We start from the raw sequence: 19,467 nt of genomic DNA on the forward strand, positions 1-19,467 counted from the left end.
GGGGCGTTTTTAACCAGACGCCTGGGGCCGGCGAGACCATTGGGCGATACCGGCTGAGAGGTCAGCCAGAACCTCGCTCACCCGAGTTTCGCTGATGCCCCGCGTGTCCTTGACCCAGCTGGGCGTCGAAAGCGGCGGTTCGATAAAGCGAACATGGTTGTTTACGGGCCCATGCACATAGGGGCGATTCAGCCCGTAGATGAGCGCGCATGGGACGTTCAGGGCAGCGGCGGCGTGGGAAATGCCGCCATCAACCCCGAGGAACATGGTCGACGCAGCGATCTGGCACATCGCGTCAGCAATCGACGGGGTCGAGGTGAAGTCGATTGCCTCAGGAATGGCGGCGCGGATTTTTGCGGCACCGGCGTGCTCGCGCGGTCCGCCTACAATCCAGATTGCCCAGCCGCGATCATGATGGTCTCTGGCGATCGAAATGAAGCGCTCGACGGGCCATGAGCGGAAATTCTCAATGTCGGCAGTATAGAGCGCCAGTGCCGGTCGGTCGGCATCGATCTTCTTGTGCTGGCGCCATTCGTCCAGTTCGGCCGGATCGACCACAAGCCGGGGCGCCGGCCACTCTGCGCCCGCAGCCGGCTTTTCGCCAAGCGAGGCAATCGAGCAGACCTCCTCGAACAGCCGCGTCTTGCGGGGTCCGAAGGCCCATAGATGGGCCAACCAGCCGGCGGGGAAGCGATTGAGGAGGCCGAATTGCAACTCCTGCGGATAGCCGATGCGCTCCTCTATTCCGGCCATGAACGCCATCAGCGCCGCCTTGGTGCTGCTGGTCATCAGATAGGCCGTACGGTAATTTTCCTTGCGCAACTCGCCAACCAGGCGGCTGCGCTCGCCAAAACCGGGGCGCTGATGACGCTTGGCAAGCGCCCAGCCCTTCCTGACATGCGGCATCAGGCGCGCCAGCGGCGCTGCAACGGGCGAGGTGACGACATCTATGGGGCGATCAGGAAATCGCGCGGCAATGATCTGGATGGCGGAATGGCAACGGACGAAGTCGCCGACCGCGGGGAAGCCGACGAAGAGGATTGGATCGCCGGTCGTCAAGGAAGCGCTTCGCCGTCAAGGATGCGGGCATAGAGATCCAGATAGCCGCGCGCCGCTTTTTGGATGGGAAATCTCGTCGCGGCCGATTCGCGGCATTGCTGAGGCGTAAGGTCGGCGACGGCCTCGAAAGCGGCCGCAAATTCTTCATCGGTCTCAAAGAAGCGCCCGCTGTCGGCATCGACCGTCTCGGGCAATGCGCCTCGCGTCGTCGTCAGCACCGGAGTGCCGCACAACATGGCTTCGACCGGTGCGTTGCCGAACGGCTCCTCCCAGGCGATGGGGTTGAGGAAGGCTCGCGCTTCGCCGAGAAGGCGAAGCTTCGGCTCGCCGTCAACGATTCCGTGGAAACGGTATCGCCTGCCAAGGCTCTTGAAAAACAACCCTTCGCGGCGGGTCTGACTTCGGCCCAGCAGTTTCCAACGCGAGCCACCGGCGATATCGAGACCGAAATCGAATTTTTTGGCGAGATCGACGGCGCGGTTGAGGCCTTTGCTTGATCGTGCAATGCCGGCGAGAAATAGCAGGCGGTCGCCCTTTGCAGCCGACAAACGATAGGCGTCCACCGGAAAGCCATTGTAGACGAATGTCTCGCGCCCATGCTGGCGGGCATGATTGGCGCTGATAAAGCTCCAGTTCGCAACTGGCATGGGCTGGTCCGGCATAAAGCCGCGCTGCGTATTCAGCGTTGGAAATGGCACCTCGACGGGCCAACTATGGGTGTGGACGATTTGCGTGTCGCGCGGAATGGCTGCCCGGCATTCGGCATCGGTCGAAGCGTGCCGGACTTCGAAGAGCGGGTGGCTGGAGCCAGGGCCAGCGATCACCACGACTTCGTGTCCGAGACGAACCATCTCCGTGGCCAGCCATTCGACCTGACGCTGAATCCCACCGTAACCTCGGCAGGGTATTACGCCCTTCAAAACGAGCGTCACCCGCATTGACCTTGCCTCACAATGCTCTCAAAGACGGCCCAGTTGCGTCACGGGCTGGGCATTGTCAAGGTCGCGCCAGAAACGCAAAAAGCCGCGGCGGCCTCGATCGGGTTACGGAATCGTTAATCAGCGCTTGCTACTATACCGGATGACCAAGAATCTCGGCAATGCACCCAGGACCATCTCCAGGCAACAGCCAAAGACCTCCGCTCTTGGTGGGCTGACGCCCGCCCTGTTTCCCCTTGTGGTCGTCGCGCTCGGATACATGATCGGTCGGCAATTTTTCGGCTTCTAGGGCGACTCGTCTAGGCGCGCACGGTAAAGGCTCGCGCCACGCGGGGGACGCCGTCAATGTCCACCCAACCTCCAAAACCAACCGGCGGCACCGTACGCCGCTACCCACTGCCCCGCACGTAAGCAAATTTTGTGCAATCACGGGAACGTGATATTCACTGATCACCGGACAAGGGGGCGCTGATGAGGTGTCTGGTGATCAATCTTGATCGTTCTCGCGATCGGCTGGCGCATGTCGCGTCCGAGTTCGGCCGGATCGGAGTACCATTTTGAGCGTGTCTCCGCCATCGATTGCCCCGATTGCTGCTCTGTCGCCAAAAGCCCGCTAAGCGCTGCTGAGGTTTGCTGTTTCCTGAGCCACCGCTCGTGTTGGGAGATCGTTGCGAACGGCGCGGATCAATATGGCGCGGTTTTCGAGGACGACGTCGTTTTCGGCGCGGGCGCCGGCTCGCTGCTTGCTTCCGATCGATGGGTGCCGCGCGATGCCGATGTGATCAAGCTGGAAACGCATTTTGCCAAAGTGAGGGTCGGACGCAAGGAAGTCGCTCTCGATGATGGGTTTTCGCTTGCCAGACTTTATGGCCTGCACGCGGGCGCCGCAGGCTATGTCATCTCCAGATCGGCAGCGCAAAGATTGCTGCGCAGGACCATGCATCTGAGAGGAGAGGTCGACTTCGTTCTTTTTCACCCAGGATTCATGACCTGCTCGCTCAACCGAATCTATCAGATCATGCCGGCGCTTTGCGCACAGCACCATTTTGTTTCGGGACGAGAGCGCTTTCCAAGCCTCGTGCGACGGCCCGGGAGGCGGCCAAAACCGTTTCTCGATCGAATTGTCGGAGAAGCGGTGCGAACCTTCGCCTATCTTCGAAACCAGAGCCTGACCGGAACAAAGAAGATCGAGGCCGTCGCGTTCTCAGGCTCTGAGGTCGACGGCAAACCCGTCCACGGCGCGTTCATCTATGGGCAGCCCGAGCACGGCCACCTCAACAAGGCGGCCGGCATACCGATCGCGCGGAAGAATAGTTCGACCGCCAGATAAGCAGACGATAGCGGCTGCGTTACGAAACAGCCTTTTCGCGGACCGGAAGCTTCCAGCCCGGCCTGACAAAGTGGCAGGTATAGCCGTTGGGGTATTTCTCGAGATAGTCCTGATGCTCTGGCTCCGCCTCCCAGAAATCGCCCGCCGGCGCAAGCTCGGTGACGACCTTGCCCGGCCACAGTCCAGAGGCATCGACATCGGCGATGGTGTCTTCGGCGACGCGCTTCTGCTCGTCGCTGGTGTAGAAGATCGCCGAGCGATAGCTCATTCCGACATCGTTGCCCTGGCGGTTTCTGGTGGTCGGATCGTGGATCTGGAAAAAGGATTCGAGCAATGTGCGAAAGCTGATCCTGGCCGGATCGAAAACGATCTCGATGGCTTCGGCATGGCTGCCGTGGTTGCGATACGTGGCGTTGGGCACATCGCCACCGCTATAGCCGACGCGGGTAGAGATCACGCCGGGATAGCGCCGGATCAAATCCTGCATGCCCCAGAAACAGCCGCCGGCAAGGACTGCACGTTCGGTGGACGTCGCCATATCATACCTCCATTGGATTGCTCCTTAGGTAGGCATTGTCGCTGGCTTCTTCCAGCATCTCAAGTGCATCACTCGTTGCCGGCCGAGCCGAACCGCCGCACGATGACCTCGAAGACGATGTCGGAAATCCACATGGCCGAGACGCCGATCAAAAAGGCGGCGGCGAGCGTCGTGGTATCGTCGGCCGGATCGGGGATAGGCATGCCGGTTGCCCTGACCCAGGCGACGGCAGGCAGCGTCAGATACGCAGCCGCCAGCGCCCCGCAGATCGGCGAGGCAATCATCTCGCGCAGCTTGTAGCGATGGCGCGACAGTGCTCGCAGCACGCCGCCGGCTAGCCCGGCGGCGACGACCGGCCCCTTGATGCCGAGCATGTCGAAGAGGTCGTGCATCGGCTAAGGCCTCCATCCGCAGAGCTTTTGTCCCTTGCGGTTGTGCGCCAGGAGCGCTCTCGCCTCGGCGTCCGACAGGACGTCGACGGCTTCGGCCGACAGGCGCAGCGGGCTCGAAATCGCGCAGAAGCCGCCCGAAGCAGTCGTGCACCCGGCAAGCGCCACAAGCAGCGCAAGCATCAGTCCCTTGCCCATGATTTCAGCTCCTTTCGAACAGCGTCCGCCGGCAATGCGCCGACGTCGTTCTGCACCTGCTCAGCGACCGCGCGCGCCGCGGCCTCAGCGGCCGCCAGTTTGCCGCGCTCGGCCCTGGCGCCGGCCAGCCGCTGGTGAGCGCCCCAGCAAAGGGCGGCGATGACCGATGCCAGGAAGCCCAGCAGCGCTTTGTTGCCAAGCAGGACGGCGAGGAGCGCGCTCACAGCAGCCACCCGGCGACAAGCCCGGCGGCAAAGCCGATAGCATAGGGTTTCGCGGCTTCGAGATAGGCGACGAGCAGTTGTTGAAACCCTTCCATGTCAGTGCTCCCAGCCGGATTTGCAGGCCAGCCAGTGCCAGGTCTCGGTGACCGAGGCGATGGCGAGACCGGCGGCGATCTCCAGACCAGCTTGAATGTCGGGGTCGGAAGAAAATGCCGCCGCGTCGTCGGCGCCGAGCAGGCCACGCGCGACCAGAACACCGGCGCCGTAACGCAAGCCGATGCGGATGAAGACGGCGATCATGTCGAACTCCTTGCGAAAATCGATTTCAGGATTTGAAGCAGCGCACGCCAGAACGGCAGGCGTTCGACGGGGCTGACGCGCCCGCCGGTAGACACCGGCGGCATCGCACTGCCGGGCTTCGGCGAGAGCGCTGATGGCTGGGGCGGGGTGCCCGGCAAGGTGCCGCGGGCTGTAGTGCCGACATCAACAGCGCCTGGGAACGGACCGACCGGATGCGATCGCTCCAACCCTTGCCGAAAACCGGCCAGGTCGGCAGCCGCCGCAGGAATGCCAGGCGGGCATCGCAAAGATCGTCGATGACTGCGCCCGGTGGCCTGGCGCCGACAGCTTTGAGCGTGGCCGGGCCGATCCTGCCGTCCTGTGCGGTGCCAACTGCCGCCTGCAGATATTTAGCCGCCCTGCCCGGCCCACTGTTCACGGCGAAGTCGAAGACGGCATAGTCGACACCGCCGGGAAGCTCGGCGCCCGCAGCGGCATCCCAATAGAAGCGGCGATAGACCGTGGCCACCTGAGCATCCGTGATATGGCGAAGGTCGTCCTTCGTCGCATCCGCCTTCACGTAGCGGCGGAAGTTGGCCAGCGTCACGCCCTTCATGGTTGCGCCGCCGGGATCGGCCGGATTGTCGGACCAGCCGCCTTCCGATTTGAGGACGAGCGCAAGCGCCCGCGCGAAGTTGCGGTCCATTGGGGTTTTCCTTTCTGCCCGCGAAAGGCAGGTTGTCGATTTGCGAAGCTGCTTGCGGTTAGGCGTCGATCATCGAGACAACGTCGCTGGAGACCTTGGCGGGGCGGTATTTGGTGGCGTCGGCCGGAAAGGAGATCGGAACGGCGAACCGAGCGACGGCACCATTGCCGTCGTCGCCGCTGCGATGGTGATCGAAGATGCACCTCCGTATGCAGTGTTAGGAAGAATTCCGGCAAAGGTGATCAAGAAGCGCTTCGACGACGAAAATAGCCGAGGCTTATTGAGATTCGGTGGTGGATTGGGCAGACGCCATATCTCGAAAAGAGAGAGCGGCCTTTTGATCTTTCTTTTGAAGAATTCACTGGAATTTATGCTAGGCCCATGCCCTAATGACAAGCTGCCAGCTTGCATTGGTAATATTTAGAAATCCACCAGTGTCTTTGCGTGTAATCTGAACGGCACTAGAAGCCTGCGACCCAAATCTAACGACCATATTTGTAGCATCGGGAACGACACTTAGGCCTCGATTGGTGCTCGCTTCGTGCGATCCAATCGAGACAGGTTCTTCGTCTCCAATAGAATAGCCACCCTCAGCAGTGGTGCACTGTAAGAATGCAAGGTAATTTTTCGGCTTCACCCCCAGCCCATGAGCCAACGTCAGCGACCCGCCGGATGTGATGGTCTGTTGCGGGCTTTCATAAAACTTCTGAAGCAACGCCGTGGACGACTGGACATAGCGTGCATCCTGTTCGGCCTGCGACCATTGCAGCTTGATCCATCCTCCCCAGGCACCGCCAGCCTGCCTGCGCCGCCATAGCTTTTGGTCTGCCGCCGTAGTGTCGTTGACGAAATCATGCACCGTCTGCGTCCGGTAGCCAGTGCTTCCGTGCGCTTCCACAAACCCCAGGAACCAATTTACGCCGTCTGGCGCATTAGCCGCCGCCGAGGCCATATACCAGCCGTTGTCCAGGGCGTTGTTCCAATCGGTGATCGTCTGCGCGACGACACCAAGGTTGGGTCGGCTATCAAGTTTCAGATCAAACCCAGCCTTGACGAACCCCGTTGTAGCCAATTGCGTGGTATTCGTTCCAGGCGCTGCGGTCGGCCCCGTTGGCGTCCCGGTAAATGTCGGGCTGGCCTTCGGCGCCAGGCTGGACACCGCGATCCCACTATCCTTCCCCACCTTGCCCGTGGTGCCCGCGAAAGTGACAATATTGTCGGTTGCCGAAGACGCAGGCCCCAAAAAATCTCCTACTCCCGTCCCGTCGGCGCCTCTGTCGCCGGCACGGTCGAACATCAGCCAGATGCCGTTGGCCACCGTCGGCAAAGTGCCGGCGCCGCTGACATAGGCGAGCGTCAGTTTGCGGTAGCGCGTCGCGGCCATCAAATCGTCGCGCAGTTTCACCACCTTGCCGTCCTTTCGGTGAAAAAGCCTGAATTCCTCGAACCAGGGCAGCAGCGTCGAAAACACCTTGAAGCGGCCGGATTGCATGCGGTCGAGCATTTCCATCAGCCCCGCCTCGACCGAGACCGAGCCGTCGGCGAAGCGGGCGTGGCCCGACAGCATGTTCAGCCCGTGCGCGGCGTATTGTCTGGCAAGCGCGGTGCCCGCGCCTTCCAGCGTCTCGCGGCGGCCGTCGCGCGGCCAGGCCCAGGGCAGCCACTCGCCCCACGGCTTCAGGGCCAGTACCTGCATGGCCGGCGTCTGCTGCGAGGCCCGCGCCGCCTTGGAGATATAGACGACATCGGCCTCCGTATCCCAGGCCAGCTCGACCGCGGCCGACGGATGGTCCCAGCCGAAATCGAGGGCGCCGATCCGCGGCCAGTAGCGCGGCAGCCGGAACGGCTCGCAGGCAATCAGCTCCTCGGCAATCGGAAAGATGCGGCCGGAGCCCAGCACCGGAATGCCCTTGGCCCTCGCTTCGCGCTCATGTTCGGGATAGGCGGCGATGATCGCGGCACGCTCGTCCGGCGAATAGTGTTCGACGTCGTCTATGGTCATGAAGGTGACGTGACGGGTCATGCAAGCATGCTCCAATAGAGTGTGGCCATTGATACCAGCGCTCATCAATGCGAAGCTGACCCAAGACTTGGGGGAACACATGATTCGGATTGCAATCGTTGTCGGCATTGCCGCCAGTGCATCGGCATGCACCAGCCAGGCGAATGTTCCTTACGATACTAGTAAAAAAATCTGCAGAACCCGTACCGATCCAGGAACAGGGTTCAAACGCGAGGTCTGCGTCCCCGACACTCCCAATCAATCCTGTATGCTCTATATATATCAGTATACCGGTCGAGAGAAAATATTGTGCGGCCCATTAACGCGCAAATCGTCAACCGCCGAAGGTCGTGCCAGGCAACTTGCCGGCACCAAATACCCCTGATTCGACTTAACTGGGTTTGATGCGGATCACCTTTGGCGCCTGCGCATCCATGAACATGTAGCACCTGCCAAGCAGCGCCTTTTTGCCGAGCTCATCGAACACATTCTGCCCCAGCGGCGTGATCAGCACCTCGCCCGTAGCCAGCCCATCCTGGTGGCGGGCCTCGATCTCTTGCCAATGCGCATTCGCAACGTCGGAAAGCACGACATTGAAGGCTGGATGATTGTAGCTGACCAGCACGTTGCCATCATCCATGTCAGACGGCTTCATGTCCGGGTGATAGTTGTAAATCATGGCAAGCGTCTGGATGGCGGCCATGGCTGCCGCCTCATCGGACAGGCCGGCTTCCGTCAGCACGCAGGTGCCGTTTCAAGGATGGCAAAGTCACGGCCTCTGTCGAAGTAATAGCCGAACCGTTCCTCGATGCGATCGATGGGTTGTGAAAACGAGGGTCGCCATTTGGGCACCTGGGGCTTTGATACCTCAGCACCACCCGCCGGCGACACGACAAGCGAAGACAAACCGCCTGTCAATACCTGCCGCCTGTTCATGGACTTGGTTCCTCGACAACCTGGCCACCAGTCTAGTCGCGGTTCGCAATTCCGCAACGCGCCGAAACGGGAAAGCTTCGCTCTCATCTTTTCCTTTATCGCTTTATGCGGTAGGTCTTGCCGTGCATCGGCGACATCGATGCGTCTGGGCTGGTGCATTCTGCGCGGCCTGTACTCTACGCGGGTGGGACAGCCACTCTTTGCCATGACAGATCTATTCGAGGCGATGCGCCTGTCCGCCGAGGACAGCGAGGTTGCTCATCTTTTTTTCAGCGAAGGCGGTAAGATCCTGCTGCCACTCGGCAAATCGACAAATGCCATGACAGGTCAGGAGATGCTGGAGCGGCTGCTGTCGTCCCCGCATGATGACGATGGCGCGCTTGCCAACGACCTTCTCGGCGAGCTCGGCAAGACGGTGCCGTTGGAAAGCCTTCGTCTCCTGCTGACATCTGCCAATGCTGAGACGCGAGCGGCGGGTGCGTTTATTGCCACCTTTCAAAACCAGAACATAAGTTCGATGGTGGGTGAGCTGGCCGCGCTGCTTGGGGACAGCAACCCGCGCACGCGCTTCGATGCCGTGGAGTCTATCTTGCGATGCAGTACGCGGAACGATGGTCAGCATCTCGCGCAGGCGTTGTTTGCCCTTGATGATTATCACGATGGTGTACGCATGGGAGCCGTCAAATTTGTGCGCTTTGCAAAAGACTGGCAGTTAAAGCTTGCGCGTCAGCACGCCGCGTTGCTCAGGCCGCAAACGCCGTTTTCGGCGATCGCCGATATCTCCGGGCAATGGCGAGGTGATGCATCAGGCATGATCCGTGCTATGCTCGACCATTCAGAGCCGGTAGTGCGCCGTTACGGCTTGGGGCTGGCCAGCCGGGCGAGGTTGGTCGTTGTTGACGCGTTCGTCGAATGGGCGCAGGCGTCCGCCGATCCTGAAATCAGCAAACTGGCAACCGATTGCATCGAGCACAACCAGATATCGCACCACGCCGTATGGCAATCATCGTTGCCGGCAATCGCCTGAGGCACCGCTGATCTCGGGGTCAAGATAGCGACGTGACAGGACGTAGAGCCTGCCGAACTGATTCAAAGTAATGTCGTATGATGTTGTCCGCGCACGATATTTGCGCCGGGCGTGGCGGTTCTTACCTTCTCCCTTTGTGGGGTGAGAAGCGGTCCGCGTGGCGGACGAAAAGCCAATTGCTTGGCTTTTCGAGCTTCGAACGCCCTGAGCCTGCGAAGGGCCGGGTGGTGGCCGATCCAACCTGCCGGGTCCCCGCTGCTCCGCAGCGTCCCGGCGTTCGCCGGCCTTTCGTCGTGCCACTGGCACGACGAATTCGCTTCGCGAACCAGCTGCTCACCCCACAAGGGGGGAAGGGAGAACCTCCTGCGCCGTCAAGAACCGCAGCACCACGTCGCTCATGCCAAGCAGCGGCGTAAACGTCACCATGGTGATGCCGCCCGTCGCGTTGGTGCGGGTCAGGCCTTCGGAATAGATATCGAGCGGCGGCTCCTCGTCGAACCAGACGCCGTGCAGGGTTTCGCCCTGCCACTTTTCGCGGCCCTTCTCATAGCTCTTGAACGACAGCACCGATTCATCGGCCTGCACGTCGCCGCCGCCGCCCCAGCGCACCACGATGCTGTCGAGCGCGCCCGGCGCGCCGCGGCCCATCGTGGTCTGGCGGATGGCATCGGCGGGGATCATGCCGGTGCCCCATGCCGCCTGCTGCTGCGGCGGGCCGACCAGCACGCGCTGCGGGTTGTCTCGCGTGCCCTCGCCGGTCACGCCGGCAGCCCATAGCCTGACGGCGGCGTCGAAGGTCTTGCCCTGCCACCACGCGGGATAGCGGCCGGTGAGATGCATGGCCCATTCGGCGCCGCCGGCCCTGGTCTTGCCCAACTGGTTGCCGGCCATGAACAGACGTTCCCGGTTCTGCGCGCCGGCGGCGTGAAACTGCGCCTGCCTGGGATAAGGCCGGTAGGCGGCAAGCTGGTTAGTCCTGCGCCTGCGGTCCAGCTCCTGCAGCAGCGCCAGATAGTGGCGGCGCGTCTTCAGGCTGGTCGCCAAACGGCCCGAGGACGGCTTCGAGGCCACGGATGCGGCGGCGGATCTCGTCATCGCTCAGGGCTTCCAGATTGTCAGATGAAACATGCAAATCCTTGGCCAGATCCTTGGGTAGCACCGATTGCACGATCTTCAGATACTGGTCGGGCTTGTCGGCCCGGACCGCGGCAATGACGCCGGCGCCATGGGCGCTGAAATCGGCGCGAACCGCGTCGAGGAAATCATCGCCAAGCGTCTTCTTCGTCCGCTTCGGCTTGGCAGCGGCGGCAGTCGCCTTGCGGCCAGGGCGCGCACGCGGCGCCGTCCGGTCAGCCATGATCCGAGATCCCGGCGGGCTCGGCGGTAGGTGCCTGTTTCGCTGGCCGCTTGATCTTGCCGGACTTGATCTTGCCGGACTTGCGCCGTGCCGATTTTGGCCCTGACCGTGTTGGGGCGGCCTTGCGGGCTGCATCAGCGGCCGGCGCGTGGCGCTTTCCGGCAGACGCGGCTTTCAGGCTTGCCCTGGCGATCGCCCTTGCGTCGTGCGCGCCGCGCGGAAAGCCGAAGCCGCCGATGGCATCGACAGGACCACCGCGAACCATGCCGATCAGCACGCCCGGCACGACCGGCTCGATACGGCCGATGCGCGCCTGCGGGGCAGCGCCCTCGAACACGCCAATGGCGCTGACGACCTCGCGGCCGTCATCGTCGGTGATGATGGTGGCATAGCGGTTGGACAAGGGAGGCCTCGCGGATAAGGCAGAATGAACCGAGGATAGCGTTCCTTCACGCCCCCCTCTGTCCTGCCGGACATCTCCCCCTCAAGGGGGGAGATTGGCAGCTCCAGGGTCGCGACCAATTTGCAGCGCTGACGATTGGCGAAAGCAAGGCGGCAGTCCGATCTCCCCCCCGTGTGGGGGTTGAGGAGTGGTCCGCGCAGCGGACGGAAAGCCAATTGCTTGGCTTTCCGAACGACGAACGTCCGGCAGGCCAGAGGGGGGCTGTCCCGCCGACATCCGATATCCGCACGTTGTGGGCATCAGGAAAACAAAACCCGCCTCGTGGGCGGGTCGGTGGCGCAAATCAGCACCATGGACAAATCATAGCAAAGCTGCCCTCACCCGTCAATGCAGATAAGAAATAATTCCTACTCCGGTCAAAGCCTCGTCCTTGGCGGCGGCGCGCATTGCGCGAGGGCCGCATCGATGGGATGCTGGGTCTCGTCGGAGAGCGAAATGAGCGATGTGACCAGTCACTATGGCAGCGGCGGCATTGTCGAGCGCATCCTGTCGGCTGTGCCGGACGCAAAGGCCGGCAGCCTCGCAGCCAAACAACTCTATCCGTTCGATCAGCTTCATGGCCGCGAGCTGATCGCCACGCAGGACCATGCTGCGCGTCTTGCGCCCTCCGCCGGCGATCGGGTTCTGGACATCGGCAGCGGCATTGGCGGCCCGGCCCGGTTCCTTGCCGAGACCTATGGGTGCAGCGTCGACGGCGTCGACCTGACGCAGGCGTTCGTCGAGGCATCCCGCCGATTGACCGAGCTCTGCGGCCTCGGCGACAAAGTGCGTTTCCATGAGGCCGATGCGACAAGGCTGCCTTTTGCGGACGACACATTCGACGCGGCGATCTGCTTCTATGTCGGCATGAATATCGCCGACAAGGCGGCGGTCATCGGGCAAGCGTGGCGCGTACTGAAGCCGAAGGCCAGGCTTGTCTGGACCGAGGCGGTGCTGGCGGACGGCGAGCCTCACTATCCCTTGCCTTGGGCGGTGTCGGCTGTGGCCAGCCATCTCGTCGACCGCGAAACCCTGAAGGCTCTGTTTGCTTCAGCCGGATTCCAGGTCGACGACGTCATCGACGAAACCGGCGATCACGTCGAGCTGGCGTTGAAACGGGCAAATTCCAGCATGGTTCCGTCGCCCGCCCAGCAGCAGGCCAATGAGATCGTGCTCGGCGCCGAGTTCGTGCATCGGCGAAAAAACTACATAAGCAGCCTGAGCGAGGGAAAACTCGCGTCACTGGCCATCATCGCTTCCAAGCCGGCCTGAAACAAAAAACCCGCCTCGGCGGCGGGTTGGTGGCGCAAATCAGCAACATCGACAAATCATAGCATAGCTGCCCTCACCGGTCAAGATATGTCAGGAAAGAATTCCTACATCGACATCGATCGGAGACTCGGCGATGCTAGCGCTACCACATCCGGCGTCAAGTCATATGCATATGTTCTAAAGTGCCATGCCGTCGGCGGATGTTGTCTGATAATTTGTCCTTTGGCATCAAGGGGGCAAAAGAAGCCATGTCTGAGGACAAAATCCGAAATATAAATCTGACCGCCGACATCGTCGCGGCATTCGTGCGCAACAATTCAGTGCCTCCGGATAGCCTGCCGGCGTTGATCGAGAGCGTCAATGCAGCGCTCGCGGCCGTGGACAATCCCGTTGCTCCGCCGCAACCTGCGCCTGAGCCCGCGGTCAACCGCAAGCGCTCGGTAACGCCGAATTTCATTTACTGCCTCGAGGATGGCAAGAAGTTCAGGTCGCTGCGGCGTCATCTCGGCTCCGCCCATGGCATGACGCCGGAAGCCTATCGCGCCAAATGGGACCTGCCCGGCGACTATCCGATGACGGCGCCCAGCTACGCCGCCAAGCGCTCGGAGCTGGCAAAGGAGTTCGGGCTCGGCATCAGGACACCCGAGGCCCCGGCCGCCAAGGCGCCGGCCAAGAGCAAGACCAAGGCGTAAAGGCACGCCCCCTCCGTGCCGTACGCCTGCTGGAGGACGATCGTGGTGGCCGGAGAGCCCAATGACGTTCGCGTGGAACGTGTGGACCGCCGCCAATGGGCGGTGCTGGTTGCCGAGAATGGCACGGTGACCCAGCATCTGTTCATGGCCCAGGAAGCGGCCGAGGAGTTTGCCGACGGCGAGCGGACAAGGCTCGGCCTTCCCGCCAGGCCGCCGGCGGCGGATCCGCTGGCCTGAACAGTCCTTCAACGGGCTGCAGGATACAAGACGCAGCCTTCGACAGGCCGTCTAGCGACTGGTCATTAGCTGGCTCTTATGGAATCATTCCACTCCAACTCGGGGGAGAGCGGGATGGACAAACCAGCCATGGCATCCGTGTTCAGGATGCGGCAAGCGCCAGCCACTGTTTCGGGCGTTCGCAGCGTCGGCCAAGGCCAGGCCGATCCGGTCATCGGCAGAAGGCCGCTCGGCGAGGCGATCCGCTTCGTCATCGACGCCCATCCCCATTACGACATCAGCTGCGTTTCGATCGCCTATGGCGACGGCTCGGCCCCGCGCCTCGGCAGCCGGGAGGTCAAGGCGCTGTGGGCCGAATATGGCCGCCGCTGGATGGAAGAGTAGCGCAGGCCATCGGCCGACGCCTATCGCTTGCATCCCCGTCCGGATCGTAACAGCGGCTCATGCGTTGAGCGTGAGCCAAATGGGAGCAACAGCCATGAACGTCGCCAATCTGCAACTCGAAGGCCTGCTGATGGCCGTCGCCTCGATCAATCAGGTGCTGGTGCGCAAGGGCCTGCTCACGGTGGAGGATATCGACATTGCGCTGCGCAAGGCCGAGGCCATCGAAACCGGCGAGGAGCGGTCCGACGGCATGTCGGAGTCCAACCGCGACGCCGTCAACTTTCCGATCCGACTGCTGGAACTGGCCAATCAATGCCAGCCGGAGGCGGACATGCCGTCCTTCTCGAAACTGGCCCGCATGGTCGGTCAGATGAAGGAACCCTACAACGACCAGATGTGAGGCGGTCTGCCGACGCGGGGCCTCACCCTCGGCCAATCTTCGAGGCCAGCACGCTGCCCGGTCCATGCACGGCGGCGAACAGCAGGCCGGCGGCGAACGGGAAATGGGACATGAAGGCGCCGAACTCGGCCTGGTTGCCGGTCCAGTGCGACGGACCGTGGAAGGCAAAGCCGAGGAAGACCACGTAGACGGCGGCGACCAGGGCGGCCGGCGTGAAGAACGCTCCGGTCAGCAAGGCGATCACCAGCAGCGTTTCGAGGATCGCGGCGCACCAGGCCAGAAACAGCGGGAACGGGAAGCCGGCGGCGGCGATGTAGCCGGCGGTCATGTTCATATCCATGAACTTGAAGGCTGCTCCCATCGCGAACATGGCGGCCAAGGTCAGGCGGGCGATGAGAATGGCCGCGGTCTGCCACGGCGATTGAACGGCTTCCATGATGTGCTCCAAAGGTTTGCAACGGGTTTCGCCCCAAGGACGGGCGCCACGCCGCCGATCCTACACCAGCCCGCGAAATTCTTTCGCGGCAAAGCCGGACCTCGCAAAAGGAGGCGCTTGCAATCCTCTTGCCGCGCGTGGCCGCTCAGAGCTTCGCCATCAGCTCCCGCCCCAACCGTTTCGGCGGCTCGGCGCGCAGCACCACATTGGTCGTCACCGCGCCGTAGCGGCCGATGGCATCGACGATGCTTTCGAGGTCGGGCGGCGACGGCACGACCACCTTGACCAGAAAACAATCCTCGCCGGTCACCCGCAGCACCTCGACCACTTCCGGCATGGCCGCGAATTTCTTCAGGCAGGTCTGGATGTGCTCATGCGTGGTGCGCAGGCGGATCATGGCCATGGTGCCGAGACCGAGGGCGGTGGGATCGATCGCGGCCCGGTAGCCGGCGATGATGCCGCGCTCCTCCAGCCGCTTCACCCGCTCCGACGTCGCGGGCTGGGACAGGCCGACGCGGCGGCCGAGTTCGGAAATGCCGATGCGGCCATCCTCCTGCATGATCTCGATGATTGCCATGTCGGTGGGGTCGAGCCGTGGCCGGTAATCGCCGTTTGCCATGAACACCTTCAATCCATCGGAATTCTTCATCGCTTTCCGATGATCTCTCATTCCGCGAACAAGGAGAAGCCCTAGGATTGGGACATCATCTGCGGCGAAGAAACAGGATTTTCCATGACCGACTTCATCATTCTGCCGGGCAGCGGCGGATCGGGCGAGGCCCACTGGCAGACACGCTGGCAACAGGCCGACCCGGCGATGCGCCGCTTCAGCCCGGCAAGCTGGGAGCTGCCGGATTTCGACGACTGGGTGGCGGCGCTGGACGTCGCGGTGTCACAGGCACAGACCCCGCCGGTGCTCGTCGCCCACAGTCTCAGCTGCCTGCTGGTCGCGCATTGGCAGGCGGTGTCGAGCCGTCGGATCGGCGGGGCGTTTCTGGTTGCGGTTCCCGACCCGGCCTCGCCGGTCTATCCCGCTTACGGAATTCCCTTCGCCGATACGCCGCGCGGGCCGCTTCGCTTCCCCTCGCTGATCGTGGCCAGCACCGACGATCCCTATGATCCGAACGGCTATGCCGGTGAGAAAGCCACACAATGGGGCAGCGAACTGCACATCGCCGGGCCGCTTGGTCACATCAACAGCAATAGCGGGCTGGGCGACTGGCCGGCGGGAATGGAGCTGCTGACGGCCTTCGTGAGAGACAGACAGGCCGACCACGCAATCGCACCGTAGGCGCCCGAAGCGTGCGCGCGGGCTTGCCCCGACTTGTCCCGCCAGCTATCTCTCGGGAGGGGCGTTTGTGAGGGAGCCTGCGAATGGTGTCCGTCCGATATCTGGTCCGCGATGTCGATCTGTCCATCGCGTTTTATACGAGCTATCTGGGCTTCGCGCTGAAGCAGCAATTCGGTCCGGCGATGGCCATCCTGACGCGCGGCGACCTCTCGCTCTGGCTCGCCGGTCCCTTGGCGTCGGCAGCCAGGCCGATGCCGGACGGCCGGACACCCGAGCCGGGCGGATGGAACCGCTTCGTGCTCGAGGTCGAGCAATTGCCGTCAATCGTGACTAAGATGGTCGAGGCCGGCGTGCGGTTCCGCAACCAGATCGTCGAAGGTCCGGGCGGGCGACAGATTCTTTGTGAAGACCCGTCCGGCAACGTGATCGAGCTGTTCGAGCCCAGCTAGACTTCGGCCGTCGCCTCGGATTCGGCGCCGGGCTTTGCCTGGCCTTCCCACTGCCGCTCCGCCTCTGCTTTACGCTTCGGACAATCCTCGTAGTCATGCTCTCGCGAACCGCAATAGGAGCAGCATTTTGCCGGCGTGTCGGTTCGAAGCATTGTGGCCATGCACAAGAATGCACGAAAATTCATCCGGTTGCAGCAGCGTCCGCGACGTCGCTGCTGGGATGCGTGACCGCCAGCCTGGCACCGCCCTCAATAGCCGCCGCCGAGGATCGGCAGAATCTCGGCGGCAGACATTGCGCGCGGCGCGTATTCGTCCGGCCTATATCAAAGTTAAATGCGGATGCTGGGCGTGAGGTGGTAGGTGATCGCGATGGGGGGACTCTCAACGCGCTCGAGGTGTCCCATGGACGTTCGAAATCTGATTGCCAAATTGTCAGCCGCGGTATTGCACCGCCGCGCCGCGTCTTCGCCGATACTGTTCAGGCCGATCCGCAACTCGCTCGCCGACATCCCGTTGAAGCCGGCGCCGCGGCCGCCTTATCGTCCGCATCGGCCGATCTGGCCGGCAAGCAACATGTAGCTCGCCGGGCTGCAACCAGTTTGTGATTTCCTCGTTTATGGCGATCCCGTTTTCAAGGAGGCAAGTGATGAGATCGATCCGGGCGAGGCGCGAATGGTTTGGATGGTGAGCGCATGAGCCGTTTTCTGCCCCTGACGATCAGATTCGTGGACGGCAGCGCGATGACGGTGTCGTCGATCGCCGACGCCAGGAGGGCGCTAGGCGGAACATGGAAGAACAAGCAGACGGCGGCCTACAAGGCGGCCGACAGGCTGGTGGATGACGCGTTGAACGGCATTTGCCGCCCGGACATCGCCTTTGCCGCTTTCCAGAATGCCGCCGCCCAACAGGGCTTGCTGAAGCCGGCGAAGCCAAGTGCCGCCCTTGCCATGCTCGACGAATTGGCGTCGCTGGATGGGCATCGTTGAAAGACCGGCTGACGGATTGCCTGCGATGTCATGGCGAACGCCGGATAGCCTATCTCGGCTCGCGGTTCATGCTGAGATAAGTCGGGTCGAACTCGGCGATTTCCACCAGCTGCTGCCAGTCCAGAATGGTCACCATGTAATTTGCCCAGCCGATCACACCGATCTTGCGCAGCGCGCCGATGACCCGGTTCATGTGGACGACCGAAAGCCCAAGCACATCGGCCAGTTCCGCCTGCGACAGGGGAAGCCGGAAACTCATGCCGTTGGTCTGCTTGACGACCTGGAGCCGCACGAACAGCTCGCACACAAGATGCGCCAGATGCGAAGTCTTGGACCGCCGGCCCATGGCCACGATCCATTCCCGATGGATGGCGCCATCGACGAGCGTGTCCAGCCAAAGCAAGCGGCTGAGATGAGGTGCCTGTTCGGTGATCGTCCTTAGCCGACTGTGGTCGGCGGCGATCACCCGGCATGGCGACAAAGCTATAATGCCATGGTCCATTGTCTTGAGCAGGAAGGCGTGCAAATCGACAAAATCGCCTGGCACCTGCAACGAGGTGAACTGGCGCCCGCCATCCTCCAGCACTTTGTAGCGCGCCGCCAGACCCTCGATGATGAGCGTGCTGTAGCCTGGCCTCGATCCCTCGGAAACGATGTCCTGACCGGTGGCAAAATCCATCTCGATGGTCATGGCGGCGGCCAGCAGCCCCTTTTCCTGCTCGGACAAAGCGTCATGCTGGCCAAGGTTGAGATAAAGCGGTTCTAGCATCGAGGATCCAGTTCGAGATTTCGTGGACATTCGTGGCCTAGCCAAACGCCGGAGATCGGGTGCGGTTGCAATCGGCCGGCACGGCGACGGCTCCTGGCAGGAAATCTGCTCAGGACACAGTCGCATGGAACCATGGGTGCGGGTTGGGATTTAATCCATGTCGCTCAAAAATGGCCCCGATTTGAGACAACGACATGCATAAAAACACAGACCTGAAGCGCGTCGCCTGCGCCCTTTCAACCGCGACGCGCTTTAGCGTTCTCCAGCAGGGATCCTTGCACACATGGAACGGTTCTACTTCGACTTGTACAACGCCGAGACCCAGATTGACGAAGAGGGGCAGCTTTTTCCCAGCCGGGAGCGCGCGGGAGCCGAAGCGCTGCGCATATTGCACGATGTGGCGCGCGACGAGATACCGGAGGGCGACCACCGGCGGATCACCGTCAAGATGCTGAACGAGAACAGGGAGCAGATATTCGAAGCGTCGCTGACAATGGCGTCACTGTGGAGTTGAACTCGTCGACCCTGTCGAGGACTGTATGGAACCTCTTGCCCTCCCCTCTGTTTCCTAAGGAGGGGCCAGCGGCAGAAGCTGCACGGCTGATTGACTGGAGGCATCTATGTCCTTGCAAAAGCTTCATCCCGAGCAGGTCGACGACACACGCAGGCTTGCCTATTCGACCTTTGCCCCGGCGCTGATCGGTTGGCTCACCAAGCGTCTGGCGCGGTGTCAGGGCGTCAAGGAGCTGGGCGCCCTGGAAAAGTCGCTCATCCGCCTGATCGAAGACTCCGATGTCGATGGGCCGCAAGCCGAGGCGATGAAAGAGTTCGCCATCGAGCTGGTGGTGTCGACGATATCGGAAGCCCGCGCTCACCCCGACACCAAGAGCGATGTCGAAGCCGTTGGCGAGCGCCGCGCCGAAGGCCGCTCCGAGAACCCGCAGACGCTCGAGGAGCAGTTGCAATCAGGCCTCGAAGACAGTTTTCCGGCCAGCGATCCGCCCGCCGTCGTCTCGACCGCCATTTCCGGCGGCTCGAAGGACCTTGTCGGTACAGATGAGGTGTTGCGCCGCAAGAAAGAGGCGGCGCAGCGAAAGCAGGAAAAGGCCGACGCCGGTTAGCCGGA

Annotated in this window: 29 protein-coding genes; 13 read left to right on the forward strand and 16 right to left on the reverse strand. The window is 62.2% G+C overall.

The annotated features are described in order from the left end of the window. Positions 1-9: 9 nt before the first annotated feature. Together waaF and NLY42_RS25835 are read right to left on the reverse strand one after the other, a co-directional pair. Positions 10-1,059 carry a lipopolysaccharide heptosyltransferase II gene (gene waaF / locus NLY42_RS25830; protein ID WP_023697738.1) on the reverse strand — a complete coding sequence of 350 codons (1,050 nt, stop codon included), beginning with the start codon at positions 1,057-1,059 and terminating at the stop codon, positions 10-12. Next, positions 1,056-1,997, reverse strand: a complete 942-nt coding sequence (locus NLY42_RS25835) for a glycosyltransferase (RefSeq protein ID WP_023808296.1) — start codon at positions 1,995-1,997, stop codon at positions 1,056-1,058. The genes waaF and NLY42_RS25835 overlap by 4 nt, the downstream gene beginning before the upstream one ends. Positions 1,998-2,490: 493 nt before the next feature. Here NLY42_RS25835 and NLY42_RS25840 point away from each other — a divergent pair, with 493 nt between their 5' ends. Next, positions 2,491-3,327 (forward strand): glycosyltransferase family 25 protein, encoded by an 837-nt coding sequence (locus NLY42_RS25840; RefSeq protein WP_023755885.1) that lies wholly within the window; start codon positions 2,491-2,493, stop codon positions 3,325-3,327. A gap of 19 nt (positions 3,328-3,346) precedes the next feature. Here NLY42_RS25840 and msrA read toward each other — a convergent pair whose 3' ends face one another. The 8 genes from msrA to NLY42_RS25880 all read right to left on the reverse strand — a co-directional run bounded on the left by msrA (position 3,347) and on the right by NLY42_RS25880 (position 8,405). Continuing rightward, positions 3,347-3,865, reverse strand: coding sequence for a peptide-methionine (S)-S-oxide reductase MsrA (msrA, locus tag NLY42_RS25845; protein ID WP_023694663.1), 519 nt, complete (start codon positions 3,863-3,865; stop codon positions 3,347-3,349). A gap of 68 nt (positions 3,866-3,933) precedes the next feature. Then, a complete protein-coding gene (locus tag NLY42_RS25850) occupies positions 3,934-4,257 on the reverse strand; it encodes a hypothetical protein (protein WP_023671460.1) in 324 nt (107 codons plus the stop codon). A gap of 3 nt (positions 4,258-4,260) precedes the next feature. Then, positions 4,261-4,452 carry a hypothetical protein gene (locus tag NLY42_RS25855; RefSeq protein WP_023671459.1) on the reverse strand — a complete coding sequence of 64 codons (192 nt, stop codon included), beginning with the start codon at positions 4,450-4,452 and terminating at the stop codon, positions 4,261-4,263. Continuing rightward, positions 4,437-4,676, reverse strand: a complete 240-nt coding sequence (locus tag NLY42_RS25860) for a hypothetical protein (RefSeq protein ID WP_023684348.1) — start codon at positions 4,674-4,676, stop codon at positions 4,437-4,439. The genes NLY42_RS25855 and NLY42_RS25860 overlap by 16 nt, the downstream gene beginning before the upstream one ends. 96 nt (positions 4,677-4,772) lie before the next feature. After that, positions 4,773-4,976 (reverse strand): Pam3-gp28 family putative phage holin, encoded by a 204-nt coding sequence (locus tag NLY42_RS25865; RefSeq protein WP_023755883.1) that lies wholly within the window; start codon positions 4,974-4,976, stop codon positions 4,773-4,775. Positions 4,977-5,001: 25 nt separating this feature from the next. Continuing rightward, complete coding sequence (locus tag NLY42_RS25870; protein ID WP_023755882.1) at positions 5,002-5,661, reverse strand: glycoside hydrolase family 108 protein; 660 nt, start codon at positions 5,659-5,661, stop codon at positions 5,002-5,004. A 373-nt stretch (positions 5,662-6,034) separates the two neighbouring features. Next, positions 6,035-7,684 (reverse strand): terminase large subunit domain-containing protein, encoded by a 1,650-nt coding sequence (locus NLY42_RS25875; RefSeq protein ID WP_023755881.1) that lies wholly within the window; start codon positions 7,682-7,684, stop codon positions 6,035-6,037. 370 nt (positions 7,685-8,054) lie between these two features. Beyond that, positions 8,055-8,405 carry a hypothetical protein gene (locus NLY42_RS25880; protein WP_023671453.1) on the reverse strand — a complete coding sequence of 117 codons (351 nt, stop codon included), beginning with the start codon at positions 8,403-8,405 and terminating at the stop codon, positions 8,055-8,057. Positions 8,406-8,480: 75 nt separating this feature from the next. Here NLY42_RS25880 and NLY42_RS25885 point away from each other — a divergent pair, with 75 nt between their 5' ends. After that, positions 8,481-9,626 carry a HEAT repeat domain-containing protein gene (locus tag NLY42_RS25885; RefSeq protein WP_155922510.1) on the forward strand — a complete coding sequence of 382 codons (1,146 nt, stop codon included), beginning with the start codon at positions 8,481-8,483 and terminating at the stop codon, positions 9,624-9,626. A gap of 333 nt (positions 9,627-9,959) precedes the next feature. Here NLY42_RS25885 and NLY42_RS25890 read toward each other — a convergent pair whose 3' ends face one another. From NLY42_RS25890 to NLY42_RS25900, 3 genes are read right to left on the reverse strand one after another with little or no spacing between them, the layout of a single operon-like run. Continuing rightward, positions 9,960-10,697 carry a terminase large subunit domain-containing protein gene (locus tag NLY42_RS25890; RefSeq protein ID WP_245260097.1) on the reverse strand — a complete coding sequence of 246 codons (738 nt, stop codon included), beginning with the start codon at positions 10,695-10,697 and terminating at the stop codon, positions 9,960-9,962. Further along, positions 10,597-10,983 (reverse strand): hypothetical protein, encoded by a 387-nt coding sequence (locus NLY42_RS25895; RefSeq protein WP_023671450.1) that lies wholly within the window; start codon positions 10,981-10,983, stop codon positions 10,597-10,599. Before NLY42_RS25895 ends, NLY42_RS25890 begins: the two co-directional genes overlap by 101 nt. Further along, entirely contained in the window at positions 10,976-11,386 is a 411-nt protein-coding gene (locus NLY42_RS25900; RefSeq protein ID WP_023671449.1) for a hypothetical protein, read from the reverse strand. The genes NLY42_RS25895 and NLY42_RS25900 overlap by 8 nt, the downstream gene beginning before the upstream one ends. A 495-nt stretch (positions 11,387-11,881) precedes the next feature. Between NLY42_RS25900 and NLY42_RS25905 the strand changes: the two genes are divergently transcribed. The 5 genes from NLY42_RS25905 to NLY42_RS25925 all read left to right on the forward strand — a co-directional run bounded on the left by NLY42_RS25905 (position 11,882) and on the right by NLY42_RS25925 (position 14,410). Beyond that, positions 11,882-12,697 (forward strand): class I SAM-dependent methyltransferase, encoded by an 816-nt coding sequence (locus tag NLY42_RS25905; protein ID WP_023693742.1) that lies wholly within the window; start codon positions 11,882-11,884, stop codon positions 12,695-12,697. A gap of 248 nt (positions 12,698-12,945) precedes the next feature. After that, the gene (locus tag NLY42_RS25910; RefSeq protein WP_023671447.1) at positions 12,946-13,389 is read left to right on the forward strand and encodes a Ros/MucR family transcriptional regulator; all 444 of its coding nucleotides are present in this window, start codon (positions 12,946-12,948) and stop codon (positions 13,387-13,389) included. Positions 13,390-13,461: 72 nt separating this feature from the next. Next, on the forward strand, positions 13,462-13,626 hold the full coding sequence (locus NLY42_RS25915) for a hypothetical protein (protein WP_023685951.1): 165 nt from the start codon (positions 13,462-13,464) through the stop codon (positions 13,624-13,626). Between the two features lie 114 nt (positions 13,627-13,740). Next, positions 13,741-14,010 carry a hypothetical protein gene (locus NLY42_RS25920; RefSeq protein WP_023671445.1) on the forward strand — a complete coding sequence of 90 codons (270 nt, stop codon included), beginning with the start codon at positions 13,741-13,743 and terminating at the stop codon, positions 14,008-14,010. A gap of 94 nt (positions 14,011-14,104) precedes the next feature. Further along, complete coding sequence (locus NLY42_RS25925) at positions 14,105-14,410, forward strand: hypothetical protein (protein WP_023671444.1); 306 nt, start codon at positions 14,105-14,107, stop codon at positions 14,408-14,410. Positions 14,411-14,432: 22 nt separating this feature from the next. Here NLY42_RS25925 and NLY42_RS25930 read toward each other — a convergent pair whose 3' ends face one another. Both NLY42_RS25930 and NLY42_RS25935 read right to left on the reverse strand, forming a co-directional pair. After that, complete coding sequence (locus NLY42_RS25930) at positions 14,433-14,846, reverse strand: DoxX family protein (RefSeq protein ID WP_023700688.1); 414 nt, start codon at positions 14,844-14,846, stop codon at positions 14,433-14,435. Between the two features lie 145 nt (positions 14,847-14,991). Beyond that, positions 14,992-15,465 (reverse strand): Lrp/AsnC family transcriptional regulator, encoded by a 474-nt coding sequence (locus tag NLY42_RS25935; protein ID WP_023693744.1) that lies wholly within the window; start codon positions 15,463-15,465, stop codon positions 14,992-14,994. Positions 15,466-15,579: 114 nt separating this feature from the next. On the opposite strand from NLY42_RS25935, the gene NLY42_RS25940 reads away from it, so the two are divergent. The 4 genes from NLY42_RS25940 to NLY42_RS25955 all read left to right on the forward strand — a co-directional run bounded on the left by NLY42_RS25940 (position 15,580) and on the right by NLY42_RS25955 (position 17,572). Further along, complete coding sequence (locus tag NLY42_RS25940) at positions 15,580-16,137, forward strand: RBBP9/YdeN family alpha/beta hydrolase (protein WP_023697757.1); 558 nt, start codon at positions 15,580-15,582, stop codon at positions 16,135-16,137. Positions 16,138-16,220: 83 nt separating this feature from the next. After that, positions 16,221-16,586, forward strand: a complete 366-nt coding sequence (locus tag NLY42_RS25945) for a VOC family protein (RefSeq protein ID WP_023697758.1) — start codon at positions 16,221-16,223, stop codon at positions 16,584-16,586. 402 nt (positions 16,587-16,988) lie between these two features. Further along, positions 16,989-17,165, forward strand: a complete 177-nt coding sequence (locus NLY42_RS25950) for a hypothetical protein (RefSeq protein WP_023671438.1) — start codon at positions 16,989-16,991, stop codon at positions 17,163-17,165. 113 nt (positions 17,166-17,278) lie between these two features. Further along, a complete protein-coding gene (locus NLY42_RS25955) occupies positions 17,279-17,572 on the forward strand; it encodes a DUF982 domain-containing protein (RefSeq protein ID WP_023685943.1) in 294 nt (97 codons plus the stop codon). A 49-nt stretch (positions 17,573-17,621) separates the two neighbouring features. Here NLY42_RS25955 and NLY42_RS25960 read toward each other — a convergent pair whose 3' ends face one another. After that, positions 17,622-18,341, reverse strand: a complete 720-nt coding sequence (locus tag NLY42_RS25960; RefSeq protein ID WP_023671436.1) for a Crp/Fnr family transcriptional regulator — start codon at positions 18,339-18,341, stop codon at positions 17,622-17,624. A 283-nt stretch (positions 18,342-18,624) separates the two neighbouring features. Here NLY42_RS25960 and NLY42_RS25965 point away from each other — a divergent pair, with 283 nt between their 5' ends. Next, positions 18,625-18,855, forward strand: coding sequence for a DUF6894 family protein (locus NLY42_RS25965; protein ID WP_023671435.1), 231 nt, complete (start codon positions 18,625-18,627; stop codon positions 18,853-18,855). A 106-nt stretch (positions 18,856-18,961) separates the two neighbouring features. Further along, positions 18,962-19,462 carry a hypothetical protein gene (locus NLY42_RS25970; RefSeq protein ID WP_023753171.1) on the forward strand — a complete coding sequence of 167 codons (501 nt, stop codon included), beginning with the start codon at positions 18,962-18,964 and terminating at the stop codon, positions 19,460-19,462. Positions 19,463-19,467 lie beyond the last annotated feature (5 nt).

This window comes from Mesorhizobium sp. C372A (assembly GCF_030323245.1).
Classification (GTDB): domain Bacteria; phylum Pseudomonadota; class Alphaproteobacteria; order Rhizobiales; family Rhizobiaceae; genus Mesorhizobium.